The sequence below is a fragment of the Pseudomonas sp. GW821-FHT07F01 genome, assembly GCF_059418825.1.
In genome coordinates this window covers 641,732-657,800 of record NZ_JBWKQO010000002.1, presented here as the reverse complement: position 1 = coordinate 657,800, position 16,069 = coordinate 641,732, and the positions used below count along the sequence as shown (strand labels likewise).

Genomic DNA, 16,069 nt, shown 5'->3' with positions numbered 1-16,069 from the left:
GTGCAGGATCAGGCCAGCGAGGCGAGGCGCTCCACTGTATCGGGGTAGCGCTCCACCAGGCGTATCAAGGTCGTGGCCTGGGCGTTGGGTATGGCGCGGCCCTGTTCCCAGTTCTCCAGGGTGCGGGTGTTGGTGCGCAGGTACATGGCGAACACCGAGCGCGAGAGGTTGAGTTGCTGGCGGATGTTCATCACCTCGGCGGCGGTGATGGGGGGCAGCTTGTCGAGTTTCACTTTATGGCTGCGCAGGGTGATCTTGCCCTGGCGTTCCTGGGTGAGGGCGTCGATGCCTTCAACCAGTTCGGAAAAGATGTCACGTTTGGTCATGTCTTCTGGCCTCGATTTCACGTTCCAGCAGTTGTTTGAGCTGTTGTCGCTGCTGCGGTAGCAGGTCGTCCATCTGCTCCTTGTCGAACAGGGTGAAGAGCCAGAACTGTGCTCCTCCGGACCACCAGTAATAAATCACCCTCAGCCCGCCACGCCTGCCCTTGTTGCGTCGCTCATCGATGAAACGCATCTTGCGCAAGCCGCCAGTGCCCTGAATCAGAACGCCCGCGTGCGGGTGGCGCAGCAACTCGATCTGCAGTTCGCAGAACAATTCGTCGTCAAGGAAGCCCTTTCGGTATCGCGCAAATGCCGGTAGTTCAATAAACAGAGCATTCATTTCATACGCTTCCTGCGTATAGAGTGGATGGAGATACAGCTTTGGTCAAGGCCCGCTAGGCGCCGCGTTTGATCTGGCAGCAGTCTATGCCTGCGGCAGCGGGCTGAATGTCGGACCGGGCCGACGTGGCAGGAAGGGCGATTCCGAGTTTTGCTGGGAAGAGGGGAGGGCAGGGCCCTGAAATGCAAAACGGCACCCGAAGGTGCCGTTCTGTTTGTTGCGTTGAAACCTAAGCGATCAACCTGCCAGGCCCGAATGCTGGACCAGGGTCAGCAGCGGCTGTGGGTATACGCCGAGGAAGAACGCCAGGAGCGCGATGGCCAGCAGCATGACGCCACCGGCTTTCTGTTCCCAGTGCAGTTGGGCATCGACGCGGCGCAGGTTCGGCTCGATCAGGTACAGGGTGACCATCACTCGCAGGTAGTAGAAGACGCCGATGGCGCTGCCCATTACCAGGGAACCGACCAGCCACCATTGGTGCGCTTCGACACCGGTAGCGATGATGTAGAACTTGCCGATGAAGCCGGCGGTCAGCGGGATACCGGCCAGGGACAGCATCATCACGGTGAGGACGGCGGTCAGGTACGGACGGCGCCAGAACAGGCCGCGGTACTCGTACAGTGCGTCGGCGTCACGGCCTTTGTACGGCGAGGACATCAGGGTGATCACGCCGAAGGCGCCCAGGCTGGTGATCACGTAGGTGACCAGGTACACGCCGATGGCTTCCATGGCCAGGCCCTTGCTCGCCACCAGGGCGATCAGCAGGTAGCCGAAGTGGGCGATGGAGGAGTAACCCAGCAGACGCTTGAGGTTGCTCTGGGTCAGCGCCAACAGGTTGCCCACCAGGATCGAGGCGATGGCGATCACGGTCAGCACGTTGCTCAGGACACCGCTGCTGGCCACTGGCGACAGCTGGAACAGACGCACCAGTACCGCGAATACCGCCACCTTGCTGGCGGTGGCCAGGAAGGCGGCCACCGGGGCCGGGGCGCCTTCATAGACGTCCGGGGTCCACAGGTGGAACGGCACCAGCGACAACTTGAAGGCCAGGCCGATCAGCATCATGCCCAGGCCCAGTTGAGCCAGCAGGCTTGGCAGGCCGGTGGCGGCCAGGGCCTGGCCGATACCGCTGAAGCTCAGGCTGCCGGCTTCTGCGTAGAGCAGGGCCATGCCGAACAACAGGAAGCCCGAACCGGCTGCCGACAGCACCATGTACTTGATGCCGGCTTCCAGGGAGCGCTTGTTGAAGAAGGCATAGGCCACCAGGCCGTAGACCGGTACCGAGAGCAGTTCCAGGCCGATGAACAGGCCGGCCAGGTTCTGCGCGCTGACCAGTACCAGGCCACCAGCGGCGGCCAGCAGGATCAGCAGGTACAGCTCTTCACGGTTACCCGGGTAACCGCTGCTGCCATCGCCCAGGTAGGCGTGGGCCAGGGTGACGCAGGCCAGGGTGGCCACCAGGATCAGGGCCATGTACAGGCAGGCGAACTGGTCGATCTGCAACAGCGGGGTGACCGCCAGCGGTGCCACTTTCAGCACCGGGAAGATCGACAGCAATGCCAGGTTCAGACCGGCCACCGATAGCAGGAAGGTCTGGGCGTGGTTGCGCCGCCAGGCGATCGCCAGCATCACCACCACAAGGGTGGCGCTGGTGATCAGCAGCGGCGCCAGGGCTATAAAGTGTTGAATCGTAAAGTCCATAGCGCTCTTACCGGGCCGAAGCGAGTTGAGTGAAGGCGGTGCTGAGCCATTGCTGCACGCCATGCATGGTGGCGGCAGAGGTATCGAGGAACGGTTGCGGGTACACGCCGATGTAGATCAGCAGTACCGCCAGCCCCAGCACCATGATCAGTTCGCGAGCATCCATGCCGTGCAGCACCGCGTCCGACTTGGACGGGCCGAAGTAGGCACGGTGGATCATGATCAGCGAGTAGACCGAGCCGAACACCAGGCCCGAAGTCGCGATCGCGGTGATCCATGGAGCGCTGACGAAGGTGCCGATCAGGATCAGGAACTCGCCGACGAAGTTGCCGGTGCCCGGCAGGCCCAGGGAGGCGGCTGCGAAGAACAGGCTGATGGCCGGCAGGTAGGCGATACGCGACCACAGGCCGCCCATTTCACGCATGTCGCGGGTATGGGTGCGCTCGTACAGCTGGCCGCTGAGGATAAACAGCGCGGCTGCCGAAACACCGTGGGCCAGCATCTGGATCACCGCGCCCTGCAGGGCCTGCTGGCTGCCGGAGTAGATACCGATCAGCACGAAGCCCATGTGGGAAACGCTGGAGAAGGCGATCAGGCGCTTGATGTCGGTCTGGGCGAAGGCCAGGAAGGCGCCGTAGAAGATCCCGACCAGACCCAGGGTCATGGCGATCGGTGCGAACTCTGCCGAGGCGTTGGGGAACAGTGGCAGGGCGAAACGCAGCAGGCCGTAGGCCGCCGTCTTCAGCAGGATGCCCGCCAGGTCCACGGAACCGGCGGTCGGTGCCTGGGCGTGAGCGTCAGGCAGCCAGGAGTGGAATGGCACCACGGGCAGCTTCACCGCGAAGGCGATGAAGAAGCCGAGCATCAGGATGTACTCGGTGGCGGTGGACATCTTGGTCTTCAGCAACTGGGCGTAATCGAAGGTGATGACCCCGGTGTTGTTGAAGTTCACCAGCACCAGGCCCAGGATCGCCACCAGCATGATCAGGCCGGAAGCCTGAGTGAAGATGAAGAACTTGGTCGCTGCGTAGATCCGGGTTTTCTTGCCGTCTGCCGAGCTGTGACCCCAGAGCGCGATGAGGAAGTACATCGGCACCAGCATCATTTCCCAGAAGAAGAAGAACATGAACAGGTCCAGCGCCAGGAACACGCCGACCACGCCGCCCAGGATCCACATCAGGTTCAGGTGGAAGAAGCCCACGTGGCGCTGGATCTCTTTCCAGGAGCAGAGTACCGAGAGGATACCCAGCAGGCCGGTCAGCAGGATCATCAGCAGCGACAGGCCGTCCAGCGCCAGGTGCACGTTGATGCCGAAGCGCTCAATCCAGACGTGCTTGAACTCGATGGCCCAAGTTGGATCGGCGCCAGGCGCCGGAGCAAATGAATAGTTACCGTGGGCCCACAGCCAGAGGCCGAGGGCGAGTTCCAGGGTCATGGTCAACAGCGCAATCCAGCGGGGGAGGGTGGCGCCGAAGCGCTCACCCAGCCAGCACAGCAGGCCGCCGATGAAGGGGATCAGGATTAGCCAAGGCAGAATCATGACGGGCTCAATTCCTTTCGCAAGTTCGCAAGGTTCATATCAGACCGCTACCAGCACAATGGCGCCGATGACCAGCACGGCACCGGCTGCCATCGAGGCGGCGTACCAACGCAGTTGACCGGTCTCGGTACGGCTCAGGGAGGTGTGACCCCCTTTGGCCATACGCGGGATCAAACCGATGGTCTGATCGAGCGGGTCCTTGCGCAGTACGTGGCTGATGGCCAGGTATGGCTTGACGAACAGTTTGTCGTAGATCCAGTCGAAGCCCCAGGCGGCGAACCACCAGGCCGAGAGCAGACGCCCGATGCCGCTGTTGGCGATGGCGGTCACAACGCGACGCTTGCCAAGGAACAACAGGGCGGCCAGCAGGATACCGGCCAGGGCGATGGCGCCCGAGGCGATTTCCAGGCTGTGCTTGGCTTCGCCACCGGCATGGCCGACGCTTTGCGGCAGCACGCCATGCAGGGGCGGGGTGATCATCGCGCCGATCGCAGTGGACAGCACGATCAGTACCACCAGCGGCAGCCAGTGGGAGATCCCGTGGCCGGCGTGGGCTTCGGTCTTGGCTTCACCGTGGAAGGTGATGAAGATCAGGCGGAAGGTGTACAGCGAGGTCATGAACGCACCCACCAGGCCGGCGTACAGCAGGCCATGGTTGCCGCTGGCGAAGGCTTCCCAGAGGATCTCGTCCTTGGAGTAGAAGCCTGCGGTCACCAGAGGCAGGGCCGCCAGGGCCGCGCCGCCGACGATGAAGCTGGCGTAGGCCAGAGGCAGTTTCTTCCACAGGCCGCCCATCTTGAAGATGTTCTGCTCGTGGTGGCAGGCAACTATCACCGCACCGGAAGCAAGGAACAGCAGGGCCTTGAAGAAGGCGTGGGTCATCAGGTGGAAGATCGCGCCGTCCCAGGCGCCAACGCCCAGGGCCAGGAACATGTAGCCGATCTGGCTCATGGTGGAGTAGGCGAGGATCCGCTTGATGTCGGTCTGCACCAGCGCGGCGAAACCGGCCAGTACCAGGGTCACGCCGCCGACCAGGCCGACCAGGTGCAGGATTTCCGGCGCCAGGGTGAACAGGCCGTGGGTACGGGCGATCAGGTAGACGCCGGCGGTGACCATGGTTGCGGCGTGGATCAGTGCCGAAACCGGGGTCGGGCCGGCCATCGCGTCCGCCAGCCAGGTCTGCAGTGGCAACTGGGCAGATTTACCCACGGCGCCACCCAGAAGCATCAGGGTTGCCAGGGTGATCCAGAAGTCGCCGGCCTGGAATTTCTGCGGGGCCAGCACCAGCAGTTCCTGGACGTTCAGCGTGCCCACCTGTTGGAACAGGATGAACAGGCCGATGGCCATGAACACGTCGCCGATACGGGTAACGATGAAGGCCTTGAGTGCGGCGTTACCGTTGTTGCGGTTGCTGTAGTAGAAACCGATCAACAGGTACGAGCACAGGCCCACGCCTTCCCAGCCGAAGTACAGGAACAGCAGGTTATCGCCCAGTACCAGGAACAGCATGCTGGCGATAAACAGGTTGGTGTAGGCGAAGAAGCGCGAGTAGCCGGCTTCACCACGCATGTACCAGGACGCGAACAAGTGGATCAAAAAGCCCACGCCCACCACCACACCCAGCATGGTCACGGACAGACCATCCAGGTACAGGGCGAAGTTCGGTGCGAAACCGTCCACCGACATCCACTGCCACAGCACCTGGGTGTAGTGGCCACCCTCGGGCGGCGCGACGTTGAATTGCCAGATCACGTAGGCAGCAACGATGGCCGACAGGCCAATGGAGCCGACACCGATCAGGGCCGAGAGGTTTTCCGAGAGGCGTCCACGGGAGAACGACAGCAGCAGGAAACCGATCAGGGGGAATACGAAAGTCAGAAAGAGAAGGTTCATCCGCGCATCTCGCTGGCTGCATCGATATCGAGAGTGTGGAAGCGGCGGTACAGCTGCAGCAGGATCGCCAGGCCGATACTGGCCTCGGCGGCTGCCAGGCTGATCACCAGGATGAACATCACTTGTCCATCCGGCTGCGCCCAGCGGGCGCCCGCAACGATGAAGGCCAGTGCAGAGGCGTTCATCATCACTTCCAGGCTCATCAACACGAAGAGGATGTTACGGCGGACCATCAGGCCGACCAGACCGAGGCAGAACAGGATGCCGGCAACCGCCAGGCCATGTTCCATCGGGATAGTACCGAGAGAGATAGTAGGCATCGTATTACTCCTTCGCCTCGTTGCGGCCCAAGTGGAACGCCGTGACGGCCGCGGCAAGCAGCAGCATCGAGGCGAGTTCGACCACCAGCAGGTAAGGGCCGAACAGGCTGATGCCCACGGCCTTGGCGCTGACGGTGGTTTGACCGATACCGGCACCGCTCTGATGGCTGAACAGTACGTACAGCAGTTCAGCCAGCAGCAGCGCGGCCAGGATGACCGGGCCGATCCAGATGCCGGGCGTGAGCCAGATGCGCTCTTGCTGAGCCGCGGCCGGGCCGAGGTTCAGCATCATCACCACGAACACGAACAGCACCATGATGGCACCGGCGTAGGCGATCACTTCCAGGGCACCGGCGAACGGCGCGCCAAGGCTGAAGAAGGTCATGGCCACGGCGATCAGCGAAATGATCAGGTAGAGCAGGGCGTGCACAGGGTTGGTATTGGTGACCACACGGAGTGTGGAGACAACCGCAACACCTGACGCGAAATAGAAAGCGAATTCCATCTTTCTTCCTTAAGGCAGCAAGCTCTTCACGTTGATCGGCTCGGCTTCATTCTGCGCGGAGCCTTTTGGCTTACCGGCAATGGCCATACCTGCAACACGATAGAAGTTGTAATCAGGGTTCTTTCCGGGACCGGAGATCAGCAGATCTTCTTTCTCGTAAACCAGGTCCTGACGTTTGAACTCGGCCATCTCGAAATCCGGTGTCAGCTGGATCGCGGTGGTCGGGCAGGCTTCCTCGCAGAGGCCACAGAAAATGCAGCGCGAGAAGTTGATGCGGAAGAAGTCCGGGTACCAGCGACCGTCTTCGGTTTCAGCTTTCTGCAGCGAGATGCAACCCACGGGGCAGGCCACGGCGCACAGGTTGCAGGCTACGCAACGCTCTTCGCCATCGGGGTCGCGGGTCAGGACGATGCGGCCACGGTAGCGTGGAGGCAGGTAGACCGGCTCTTCCGGGTATTGCAAGGTGTCGCGCTTGCGAAAGCCATGGCCGAAGACCATGACCAGGCTGCGCAACTGGGTACCAGTACCCTTAACGATGTCGCCAATATATTTGAACATGGGTCAAATCCTCACTGAACCGCAACCGCAGGTGTGTTCCACAACACAACCGCAGCGGTTATCAGCAAATTGATCAGGGTCAGTGGCAGGCAGAATTTCCAGCTGAAGTCCATCACCTGGTCATAACGCGGACGCGGGATGGAAGCGCGCAGCAGGATGAACAGCATGATGAAGAACGCGGTCTTCAGTGCGAACCAGACGAAGGACAGTTGCGGCAGGATGCCGAACGGACCGTGCCAGCCACCGAAGAACAGGGTGACCAGCAGCGCCGAGATCAGGATGATGCCGATGTATTCACCGACGAAGAACATGCCCCATTTCATACCGGCGTATTCAATGTGGTAGCCGTCGGCCAGTTCCTGCTCCGCTTCCGGCTGGTCGAAGGGGTGACGGTGAGTCACGGCCACGCCAGCGATGAAGAAGGTACAGAAGCCGAAGAACTGCGGAATGATGAACCACAGGTTCTGCGCCTGGTACTCGACGATGTCACGCATGTTGAACGAGCCGACCTGTACCACGATGCCCATCAGGGCCAGGCCCATGAACACTTCGTAGGACACGGTCTGCGCCGAGGCACGCAAGCTGCCGAGCAGGGCGAACTTGTTGTTGCTCGACCAGCCGGCGAACAGTACCGCGTAGACCGACAGACCGGCCATGGCGAAGAAGAACAGCAGGCCGATGTTCAGATCCGCCACGCCCCAGGTCGGGGTGATCGGGATGATCGCGAAGGCGATCAGCAGGGCGGACATGGCCACCACCGGTGCCAGTGTGAAGATCACCTTGTCGGCAAACGGTGGAGTCCAGTCTTCCTTGAAGAACATCTTCAGCATGTCGGCTGCGATCTGGAACATGCCGAACGGGCCAACACGGTTCGGACCGTAACGGTCCTGCCACCAGCCCAGCAGGCGACGTTCGACGAAGCTCAGCAGCGCACCGGCGATCACTACGGCCAGCAGGATGACGATGGCCTTGACGACCGTCAGGATCACGTCGATCACTTCAGGGGTAAACCAACTCATTGTGCCGCCTCCTGCAGACCATCAACGGAAATGCCTGCGATTGCCGGAGGAATACCCGCCAGGCCGGCAGGCAGGCCCACCAGGCCAGCACCCAGCTCTTCGTTGATGCGCAGCGGCAGACGCAGGGTCTGGCCAGCCACGTTCACCGCGAGCAGGGCACCGTCGTTGACACCCAGGCGATCCGCTTCGGATTTGGCCAGAGCAACGTACGGAGCCGGGATGCGCTCCTGCACCGGAGCGGCTTTCGAAGAGTTTTCCTCGCTGCCGAACAGGTGGTAGAACGGCACGGCCTGCCAGGTGCCCGGGGCCGGGGAGAAGGCCCGTGGCACGCTGGCGAACCAGTTGAGGCGGTCGCCCTGGGTTTCGATCAGGCGAGTGCCCGGGTCACCGGCGCGCAGGTGGCCACCGACTTCGTCCTGGAACTTGTTCCAGGCCTGTGGCGAGTTCCAGCCCGGAGACCAGGCGAACGGCACTTGCGAGCGCGGTTCGACGGAGCCCGAGTAACCTTCCATGGAGTAGGCGAAGGCGGTATCCGGATCTTGCGGGGTACGTGGCTCGTGCACGCTCTGGTTGGCGCGCATGGCGGTACGGCCACTGTAGCGCAGCGGTTCGCGAGCCAGTTTCAGGCCCTTGATGCGGAACGCGGCGGATGGCGCGGCGTCAACGATGCTGGCCAGTTGCGGGGTGCTCGCGGCGCAGGCAGCGGTCACGTGGTCCAGCTGGGTCCAGTCCACCGGCTGGTTCAGCAAGGTACTGCGCAGGGCGTGCAGCCAGCGCCAACCTTCGTGAACCATGATGCTGGCGTCCAGGTAGGTTGGATCGAAGACCTGGAAGAAGCGCTGGGCGCGACCTTCCTGGCTGACCAGGGTACCGTCGCCTTCGGCAAAGCTCGCCGCCGACAGCACCAGGTGCGCGCGCTCAACGGTAGCGGTTTGTTGATGATCGGCGACGATCACCACCTTCGCCGCGTTCAGCGCTGCATCCACCTTGGCCGCGTCGGTGCGGGTGTACAGGTCGTTTTCCAGTACCACGATGGCGTCGGCACGGCCGTCGATCACCGCCTGCAGGGCCGCGTCCACGGATTCGCCGCCGAGCATGGCCAGGCCGAGGCTGTTGGCCTCTGGCACGATCAGACTGATGGAGCCGGCTTTCTCGCGTTGCTTCAGGGCCTTGGCAATGTTGGCCGCGGCTTCGATCAGCGCCTTGGAGCCCAGGGAGGTACCGGAAATGATCAGCGGGCGCTTGGCCGCCAGCAGAGCGTCGGCAATGCGTTTGGCCAGTTCCAGGGCTTCACTGTCCAGGCCTTCCACGGCAGGGGCACTGGCGTCGATGGCGTGGGCCACGGCGAAACCGATGCGCGCCAGGTCGTCTGGAGCGGCGTGTACACACTCCTCGGCCACGTCGTCGAGCTTGGTTTCAGCCAGGCTGGCGATGAACAGCGGGTTCAGCGCGTGCTGGCCGATGTTCTTCACCGCAGCGTCGAGCCAAGGCTGGACGCGCATGGCATCGGCCATTTCCTCGGCCTTGCCCTTGACCGACTGGCGCAGGGCCAGGGCCATGCGTGCGGCGGTCTGGGTCAGGTCTTCGCCGAGGACGAAGATGGCATCGTGGTCTTCGATGTCGCGCATGTTCGGAACCGGCAGCGGGCTGTCGTTCAGAACCTGCAGAACCAGGCGGATGCGCTCCAGCTCGGAGGCTTCGATACCGGAGTAGAAGTGCTCGGCACCTACCAGCTCACGCAGCGCGTAGTTGCTTTCCAGGCTGGCGCGGGGCGAACCGATACCGACGATGTTACGGCCGCGCAGCAGGTCTGCGGCCTGATCCAGTGCCTGGTCCAGGGTCAGCTTGGTGCCATCGGCCAGGCGTGGCTGGCGTGGACGGTCCTTGCGGTTGACGTAGCCATAGCCGAAGCGGCCGCGGTCGCAGAGGAAGTACTGGTTCACCGAACCGTTGTAGCGGTTCTCGATGCGGCGCAGCTCGCCGTAGCGCTCGCCCGGGGAGATGTTGCAACCGCTGGAGCAGCCATGGCAGATGCTCGGCGAGAACTGCATGTCCCACTTGCGGTTGTAGCGCTCGGAGTGAGTCTTGTCGGTGAACACACCGGTCGGGCAGACCTCGGTGAGGTTGCCGGAGAACTCGCTTTCCAGGGTGCCGTCTTCAACGCGACCGAAGTACACGTTGTCGTGGGCGCCGTAGACGCCCAGGTCGGTGCCGCCGGCGTAGTCCTTGTAGAAGCGCACGCAGCGATAGCAGGCGATGCAGCGGTTCATCTCGTGGGAAATGAACGGGCCGAGGTCCTGGTTCTGGTGGGTACGCTTGGTGAAGCGATAACGGCGCTCGTTGTGGCCGGTCATCACCGTCATGTCCTGCAGGTGGCAGTGACCGCCTTCCTCACAGACCGGGCAGTCGTGGGGATGGTTGGTCATCAGCCACTCGACGACACTGGCGCGGAACGCCTTGGATTCTTCATCGTCGATGGAGATCCAGGTGTTGTCGGTGGCCGGGGTCATGCAGGACATGACGATACGACCACGGGTGTCGTTCTCGTCGGTGTACTGCTTGACCGCGCACTGGCGACAGGCACCGACGCTACCGAGAGCGGGGTGCCAGCAGAAATAAGGGATGTCGAGGCCTAGTGACAGACAAGCCTGTAACAGGTTGTCCGCCCCATCGACTTCGAGCGCTTTGCCGTCTACGTGGATAGTGGCCATGGTTCAAAGTTCTTCGTTGGCCCGGTGTCAGCGGGCGTGGCTAATGGAATCTTGTTATGCGTGCGAATCAACACAGCCGTTCACGGCGTCATCGCACGTCGAGCGCAGGGCACGGGCCCGGCGCCCTCATTTAAGCGTTACGCGCCGACTACGATCGGTCGGGCCAGAGGCGGGACGGCGGCGCTGGTGGGCGCGATGCCGGCTTCGAACTCTGGACGGAAATACTTGATGGCGCTGCCCAAAGGCTCCACGGCACCCGGTGCGTGAGCACAGAAGGTCTTGCCCGGGCCGAGGAAACCCACCAGGCCCAGCAGGGTCTCGATGTCCCCTTGCTGGCCCTGGCCTTTTTCCAGGGCCATCAGCAGCTTGACGCTCCAGGGCAGGCCGTCGCGGCACGGTGTGCAGAAGCCGCAGGACTCGCGGGCGAAGAACTGCTCCATGTTGCGCAGCAGGGACACCATGTTGATGCTGTCGTCCACCGCCATGGCCAGGCCGGTACCCATGCGGGTGCCCACTTTGGCAATGCCGCCGGCATACATCTGGGCGTCTAGGTGCTCGGGCAACAGGAAGCCGGTACCGGCGCCGCCTGGCTGCCAGCATTTGAGCTTGAAGCCGTCGCGCATGCCGCCGGCGTAGTCTTCGAACAGCTCGCGTGCGGTCACGCCGAAGGGCAGCTCCCACAGGCCGGGGTTCTTCACTTTGCCGGAGAAGCCCATCAGCTTGGTGCCGTGGTCTTCGCTGCCTTCACGGGCCAGGGATTTGTACCATTCCACGCCGTCGCCGATGATCGCCGGCACGTTGCACAGGGTCTCGACGTTGTTCACGCAGGTCGGCTTGCCCCACACGCCCACGGCGGCAGGGAAGGGCGGCTTGGAGCGCGGGTTGGCGCGACGGCCTTCCAGGGAGTTGATCAGTGCGGTTTCTTCACCGCAGATGTAACGCCCGGCGCCGGTGTGGACGAACAGCTCGAAATCGAAACCGCTGCCCAGGATGTTCTTGCCCAGAAGGCCTGCGGCCTTGGCTTCTTCCACGGCACGACGCAGGTGCTTGGCGGCGGTGGTGTACTCGCCCCGCAGAAAGATGTAGCCGCGGTAGGTCTTGAGTGCGCGAGCACTGATCAGCATGCCTTCGATCAGCAGATGGGGCAGTTGCTCCATCAGCATGCGGTCCTTCCAGGTGTTGGGCTCCATTTCGTCCGCGTTGCACAGCAAGTAGCGGATGTTCATGGATTCGTCTTTGGGCATCAGGCCCCACTTCACACCGGTGGGGAAGCCCGCACCGCCGCGACCCTTGAGGCCGGCATCCTTGACGGTCTGCACGATGTCGTCCTGGGACAGGTCGGCGAAGGCCTTGCGGGCCGCCGCGTAACCGTTCTTGGCCTGGTACTCGTCGAACCAGACCGGCTCGCCGTCGTCGCGCAGGCGCCAGGTCAGGGGATGGGTTTCTGCGGTGCGCGCAATGCGGTTCGCAGGACCGAAAGAGGTCAGGGTCATACGTAGCCCTCCAACAGTTTGGCCACGCCAGCAGGCTGCACGTCGCCGAAAGTGTCGTCGTCGATCATCAGCGCCGGGGCCTTGTCGCAGTTGCCCAGGCAGCACACCGGCAGCAGGGTGAAGCGGCCGTCGGCGGTGGTCTGGCCGAGTCCGATGCCCAGCTCGCTCTGGATCTGGCTGACCACGGATTCGTGGCCGCCGATGTAGCAGACCATGCTGTCGCAGACGCGAATGATGTGGCGGCCCACTGGCTGGCGGAAGATCTGGCTGTAGAACGTCGCCACGCCTTCAACGTCGCTGGCAGGAATGCCGAGGATCTCGCCGATGGCGTAGACCGCGCCGTCAGGCACCCAGCCACGTTCCTTCTGGACGATCTTCAGGGCTTCGATGGACGCCGCGCGCGGGTCCTCGTAGTGATGCATCTCGTGCTCGATGGCCGAGCGCTCGGTTTCGCTCAGGGCGAAACGGTCTGTCTGGATAAGCGTGCTGTTCATGCTTAGCGGTCCACGTCGGCCATAACGAAGTCGATACTACCCAGGTACGCGATCAAGTCCGCGACCATGCTGCCGCGGATCACCGAAGGGATCTGCTGCAGGTGGGCGAAGCTTGGGGTACGGATCCGGGTGCGGTAGCTCATGGTGCCGCCATCGCTCGTCAGGTAATAACTGTTGATGCCCTTGGTCGCTTCGATCATCTGGAAGGATTCGTTGGCCGGCATCACCGGGCCCCACGAAACTTGCAGGAAGTGCGTGATCAAGGTTTCGATGTGCTGCAGGGTGCGCTCTTTGGGTGGCGGCGTGGTCAGCGGGTGATCCGCCTTGTACGGGCCTTCCGGCATGTTGCGCAGGCACTGGTCGATGATCTTGATGCTCTGGCGCATTTCCTCGACGCGAACCATGCAGCGGTCATAGGCGTCACCGTTGGCGGCCAGCGGGACTTCGAACTCGAAGTTCTCGTAGCCGGAGTACGGACGGGCCTTGCGCAGGTCGAAATCGCAACCGGTGGAGCGCAGGCCGGCACCGGTGACGCCCCATTCCAGGGCTTCCTTGGTGTTGTAGGCGGCAACGCCGATGGTCCGGCCCTTGAGGATGCTGTTCTGCAGGGCAGCCTTGGTGTATTCGTCGAGGCGCTTGGGCAGCCATTCGACGAAGTCCTTGACCAGCTTCTCCCAGCCACGCGGCAGGTCGTGGGCGACGCCACCGATGCGGTACCAGGCCGGGTGCAGGCGGAAGCCGGTGATGGCTTCGATCACGGTGTAGGCGCGCTGACGGTCGGTAAAGGTGAAGAACACCGGGGTCATCGCGCCCACGTCCTGGATGTAGGTGCCCAGGAACAGCAGGTGGCTGGTGATCCGGAAGAACTCGGCCATCATGATGCGGATGACGTCGACCTTCTCTGGCACCTTGATGCCGGCCAGCTTCTCGACCGAGAGCACGTACGGCAGGTTGTTCATCACCCCGCCGAGGTAGTCGATACGGTCGGTGTAAGGGATGAAGCTGTGCCAGGACTGACGTTCGGCCATCTTCTCGGCACCACGGTGGTGGTAGCCGATGTCCGGAACGCAGTCGACGATCTCTTCACCGTCCAGTTGCAGGATGATGCGGAAGGCACCGTGGGCCGAAGGGTGGTTCGGGCCGAGGTTGAGGAACATGTAGTCCTCGTTGGCACCGGAACGCTTCATGCCCCAGTCTTCCGGACGGAAGCGCGCGGCTTCTTCTTCCAGCTGCTGCTTGGCCAGGTTCAGGCTGAACGGGTCGAACTCGGTGGCGCGGGCCGGGAAGTCCTTGCGCAGCGGGTGACCTTCCCAGGTCGGCGGCATCATGATCCGCGAGAGGTGAGGGTGGCCGGCGAAGTCGATGCCGAACATGTCCCAGACTTCACGCTCGTACCAGTTGGCGTTAGGCCAGATACCGGTCACGGTGGGCAGGCTGAGGTCGCCTTCGGACAGGGCAACCTTGATCATCACGTCGCTGTTACGTTCGATCGACAGCAAGTGGTAGAACACGCTGAAGTCGGCACCTGGCAGGCCCTGGCGCTTGGTGCGCAGGCGCTCGTCCACGCCGTGCAGGTCATAGAGCATGACGTACGGCTTGGGCAGATTGCGCAGGAAGGTCAGGACTTCAACGAGCTTGGAGCGGGTAACCCACAGCACCGGCATGCCGGTGCGGGTGGCTTGGGCGGTGAACGCCTCAGGGCCAAAACGGTTATTGAGTTCGACGACCACATCCTGGTCGTCAGCCTTATAAGGCGGGATGTACAGAGCACTGCCTGTAGTCATGGTTTTTTATCGCTTTCGGTCAACGTAAAGAGTGAAGCCAGGTTCGTTTCTTTGTAAGAACAGAACTGGATCAGACTTCGTCAGGGCTGCGCAGGTTGGTGACCTGTATACGCTGTTCGCGGCGCTGTTCCTTTTGCGACGGCATCTCGGCGCGATACACGCCTTGGTCGCCGACGACCCAGGAAAGTGGGCGACGCTCCTGGCCAATGGATTCCTGCAAGAGCATCAGGCCTTGCAGGAACGCTTCGGGACGGGGCGGGCAGCCAGGTACGTAGACGTCCACGGGCAGGAACTTGTCCACCCCCTGGACTACCGAGTAGATGTCGTACATGCCGCCGGAGTTGGCGCACGAACCCATGGAGATAACCCATTTTGGCTCGAGCATTTGCTCATAGAGACGCTGGATGATCGGCGCCATCTTGATGAAGCAGGTCCCGGCGATAACCATGAAGTCCGCCTGACGCGGCGATGCCCGGATAACCTCGGCGCCAAAGCGCGCGATGTCGTGGGGCGCCGTGAAGGCGGTGGTCATTTCCACGTAGCAGCAGGAAAGGCCGAAGTTGTACGGCCACAGGGAGTTCTTACGCCCCCAGTTGACCGCGCCGCTCAGCACGTCTTCGAGCTTGCCCATGAAGATGTTTTTGTGGACCTGATCCTCTAACGGATCGGAAACGGTTTCCCGTTCGCCGATCGGATACTGATCGTTAGGAGCATCGGGGTCGATCCGGGTGAGATTGTATTGCATCGCCAAAGCCTCATTGTTTTAGCTTCGCCTGCCGCTTACGACGACCTTCCGGAGCCCAGTCAAGAGCCCCCACCCGCCAAAGGTAGACAAGACCTGCCAACAGAATTGCTATGAAAACGAGAGCTTCGACGAATCCGGTCCAGCCGCTTTCGCGGACGGACACAGACCAGGCAAAGAGAAAGAGGGCTTCGATATCGAAGATCACGAAGAGCATCGCGACCAGATAGAATTTGGCTGAGAGCCGCAAGCGGGCGCCACCGGTAGGTAGCATGCCGGACTCGAACGGTTCGTTTTTGCTGCGGCCCCAGGCTTTTGACCCGAGGAGGCTGGAGACGCCGAGCATGAAGGCGCAAAGGCCGACAACGCCCAGAAGGAAAATGGCAAAGCCCCAGTTGTGGGCCATGAGTCCTGTCGCTTCGGGCATGCTGGTAATCCTTAACAGAGAGCAAGAGTCTCTGAGCTTGATAAAGAAATAAAGCAGTGACGATATGTCGCAGCGCAATCAATCGCGCTGATTTTATGGCTAAACACCGGGCAAGTAAAATTTCTAAAGCGAAATTGTTTATCGTAATAAGGACATAGCTCACCCCGGTAGCCCCGTAAGCCGCGGCCTGCGGGCATTAGGGGAGGTTTTGTTAATTAT

15 protein-coding genes are annotated in these 16,069 nt (G+C 62.1%); all 15 read right to left on the bottom strand.

Annotated features, from left to right (window positions below; translation table 11 throughout):
* Positions 1-8: 8 nt before the first annotated feature.
* The 15 genes from AC07R1_RS09135 to AC07R1_RS09065 all read right to left on the bottom strand — a co-directional run bounded on the left by AC07R1_RS09135 (position 9) and on the right by AC07R1_RS09065 (position 15,850).
* Positions 9-326, bottom strand: coding sequence for a helix-turn-helix domain-containing protein (locus AC07R1_RS09135; RefSeq protein WP_053152691.1), 318 nt, complete (start codon positions 324-326; stop codon positions 9-11).
* Positions 313-663 (bottom strand): hypothetical protein, encoded by a 351-nt coding sequence (locus AC07R1_RS09130; protein WP_053152689.1) that lies wholly within the window; start codon positions 661-663, stop codon positions 313-315. Before AC07R1_RS09130 ends, AC07R1_RS09135 begins: the two co-directional genes overlap by 14 nt.
* A 237-nt stretch (positions 664-900) precedes the next feature.
* On the bottom strand, positions 901-2,364 hold the full coding sequence (gene nuoN / locus AC07R1_RS09125) for an NADH-quinone oxidoreductase subunit NuoN (RefSeq protein ID WP_495110444.1): 1,464 nt from the start codon (positions 2,362-2,364) through the stop codon (positions 901-903).
* 7 nt (positions 2,365-2,371) lie between these two features.
* On the bottom strand, positions 2,372-3,904 hold the full coding sequence (gene nuoM, locus AC07R1_RS09120; RefSeq protein WP_015636298.1) for an NADH-quinone oxidoreductase subunit M: 1,533 nt from the start codon (positions 3,902-3,904) through the stop codon (positions 2,372-2,374).
* 39 nt (positions 3,905-3,943) lie between these two features.
* On the bottom strand, positions 3,944-5,797 hold the full coding sequence (gene nuoL / locus AC07R1_RS09115) for an NADH-quinone oxidoreductase subunit L (RefSeq protein ID WP_011062194.1): 1,854 nt from the start codon (positions 5,795-5,797) through the stop codon (positions 3,944-3,946).
* On the bottom strand, positions 5,794-6,117 hold the full coding sequence (gene nuoK, locus AC07R1_RS09110) for an NADH-quinone oxidoreductase subunit NuoK (RefSeq protein WP_011062193.1): 324 nt from the start codon (positions 6,115-6,117) through the stop codon (positions 5,794-5,796). Before nuoK ends, nuoL begins: the two co-directional genes overlap by 4 nt.
* 4 nt (positions 6,118-6,121) lie before the next feature.
* The gene (gene nuoJ / locus AC07R1_RS09105; protein ID WP_011062192.1) at positions 6,122-6,622 is read right to left on the bottom strand and encodes an NADH-quinone oxidoreductase subunit J; all 501 of its coding nucleotides are present in this window, start codon (positions 6,620-6,622) and stop codon (positions 6,122-6,124) included.
* A gap of 9 nt (positions 6,623-6,631) precedes the next feature.
* The gene (nuoI, locus tag AC07R1_RS09100) at positions 6,632-7,180 is read right to left on the bottom strand and encodes an NADH-quinone oxidoreductase subunit NuoI (protein WP_003223795.1); all 549 of its coding nucleotides are present in this window, start codon (positions 7,178-7,180) and stop codon (positions 6,632-6,634) included.
* An 11-nt stretch (positions 7,181-7,191) separates the two neighbouring features.
* Positions 7,192-8,199 carry an NADH-quinone oxidoreductase subunit NuoH gene (gene nuoH / locus AC07R1_RS09095; RefSeq protein WP_011062191.1) on the bottom strand — a complete coding sequence of 336 codons (1,008 nt, stop codon included), beginning with the start codon at positions 8,197-8,199 and terminating at the stop codon, positions 7,192-7,194.
* A complete protein-coding gene (gene nuoG / locus AC07R1_RS09090; RefSeq protein ID WP_495110443.1) occupies positions 8,196-10,910 on the bottom strand; it encodes an NADH-quinone oxidoreductase subunit NuoG in 2,715 nt (904 codons plus the stop codon). Before nuoG ends, nuoH begins: the two co-directional genes overlap by 4 nt.
* 137 nt (positions 10,911-11,047) lie before the next feature.
* On the bottom strand, positions 11,048-12,403 hold the full coding sequence (gene nuoF / locus AC07R1_RS09085) for an NADH-quinone oxidoreductase subunit NuoF (RefSeq protein ID WP_011062189.1): 1,356 nt from the start codon (positions 12,401-12,403) through the stop codon (positions 11,048-11,050).
* Positions 12,400-12,897: an NADH-quinone oxidoreductase subunit NuoE gene (nuoE, locus tag AC07R1_RS09080; protein ID WP_011062188.1), complete on the bottom strand. Its 498-nt coding sequence runs from the start codon at positions 12,895-12,897 to the stop codon at positions 12,400-12,402. The genes nuoF and nuoE overlap by 4 nt, the downstream gene beginning before the upstream one ends.
* 2 nt (positions 12,898-12,899) lie before the next feature.
* Positions 12,900-14,681: an NADH-quinone oxidoreductase subunit C/D gene (nuoC, locus tag AC07R1_RS09075; RefSeq protein WP_011062187.1), complete on the bottom strand. Its 1,782-nt coding sequence runs from the start codon at positions 14,679-14,681 to the stop codon at positions 12,900-12,902.
* A gap of 70 nt (positions 14,682-14,751) precedes the next feature.
* Positions 14,752-15,426, bottom strand: a complete 675-nt coding sequence (locus AC07R1_RS09070; RefSeq protein ID WP_011062186.1) for a NuoB/complex I 20 kDa subunit family protein — start codon at positions 15,424-15,426, stop codon at positions 14,752-14,754.
* A 10-nt stretch (positions 15,427-15,436) separates the two neighbouring features.
* Complete coding sequence (locus AC07R1_RS09065; protein ID WP_011062185.1) at positions 15,437-15,850, bottom strand: NADH-quinone oxidoreductase subunit A; 414 nt, start codon at positions 15,848-15,850, stop codon at positions 15,437-15,439.
* Between the last annotated feature and the right edge of the window lie 219 nt (positions 15,851-16,069).

Bases quoted from the DNA above. Each gene is read 5' to 3' on its own strand.
- AC07R1_RS09065 (WP_011062185.1), bottom strand. From the start codon at position 15,850: ATGCCCGAAGCGACAGGACTCATGGCCCACAACTGGGGCTTTGCCATT.
- nuoL (WP_011062194.1), bottom strand. From the start codon at position 5,797: ATGAACCTTCTCTTTCTGACTTTCGTATTCCCCCTGATCGGTTTCCTG.
- nuoI (WP_003223795.1), bottom strand. From the start codon at position 7,180: ATGTTCAAATATATTGGCGACATCGTTAAGGGTACTGGTACCCAGTTG.
- nuoC (WP_011062187.1), bottom strand. From the start codon at position 14,681: ATGACTACAGGCAGTGCTCTGTACATCCCGCCTTATAAGGCTGACGAC.
- nuoF (WP_011062189.1), bottom strand. From the start codon at position 12,403: ATGACCCTGACCTCTTTCGGTCCTGCGAACCGCATTGCGCGCACCGCA.
- nuoG (WP_495110443.1), bottom strand. From the start codon at position 10,910: ATGGCCACTATCCACGTAGACGGCAAAGCGCTCGAAGTCGATGGGGCG.
- AC07R1_RS09135 (WP_053152691.1), bottom strand. From the start codon at position 326: ATGACCAAACGTGACATCTTTTCCGAACTGGTTGAAGGCATCGACGCC.
- nuoH (WP_011062191.1), bottom strand. From the start codon at position 8,199: ATGAGTTGGTTTACCCCTGAAGTGATCGACGTGATCCTGACGGTCGTC.
- nuoJ (WP_011062192.1), bottom strand. From the start codon at position 6,622: ATGGAATTCGCTTTCTATTTCGCGTCAGGTGTTGCGGTTGTCTCCACA.
- nuoM (WP_015636298.1), bottom strand. From the start codon at position 3,904: ATGATTCTGCCTTGGCTAATCCTGATCCCCTTCATCGGCGGCCTGCTG.
- AC07R1_RS09130 (WP_053152689.1), bottom strand. From the start codon at position 663: ATGAATGCTCTGTTTATTGAACTACCGGCATTTGCGCGATACCGAAAG.
- nuoE (WP_011062188.1), bottom strand. From the start codon at position 12,897: ATGAACAGCACGCTTATCCAGACAGACCGTTTCGCCCTGAGCGAAACC.
- nuoK (WP_011062193.1), bottom strand. From the start codon at position 6,117: ATGCCTACTATCTCTCTCGGTACTATCCCGATGGAACATGGCCTGGCG.
- AC07R1_RS09070 (WP_011062186.1), bottom strand. From the start codon at position 15,426: ATGCAATACAATCTCACCCGGATCGACCCCGATGCTCCTAACGATCAG.
- nuoN (WP_495110444.1), bottom strand. From the start codon at position 2,364: ATGGACTTTACGATTCAACACTTTATAGCCCTGGCGCCGCTGCTGATC.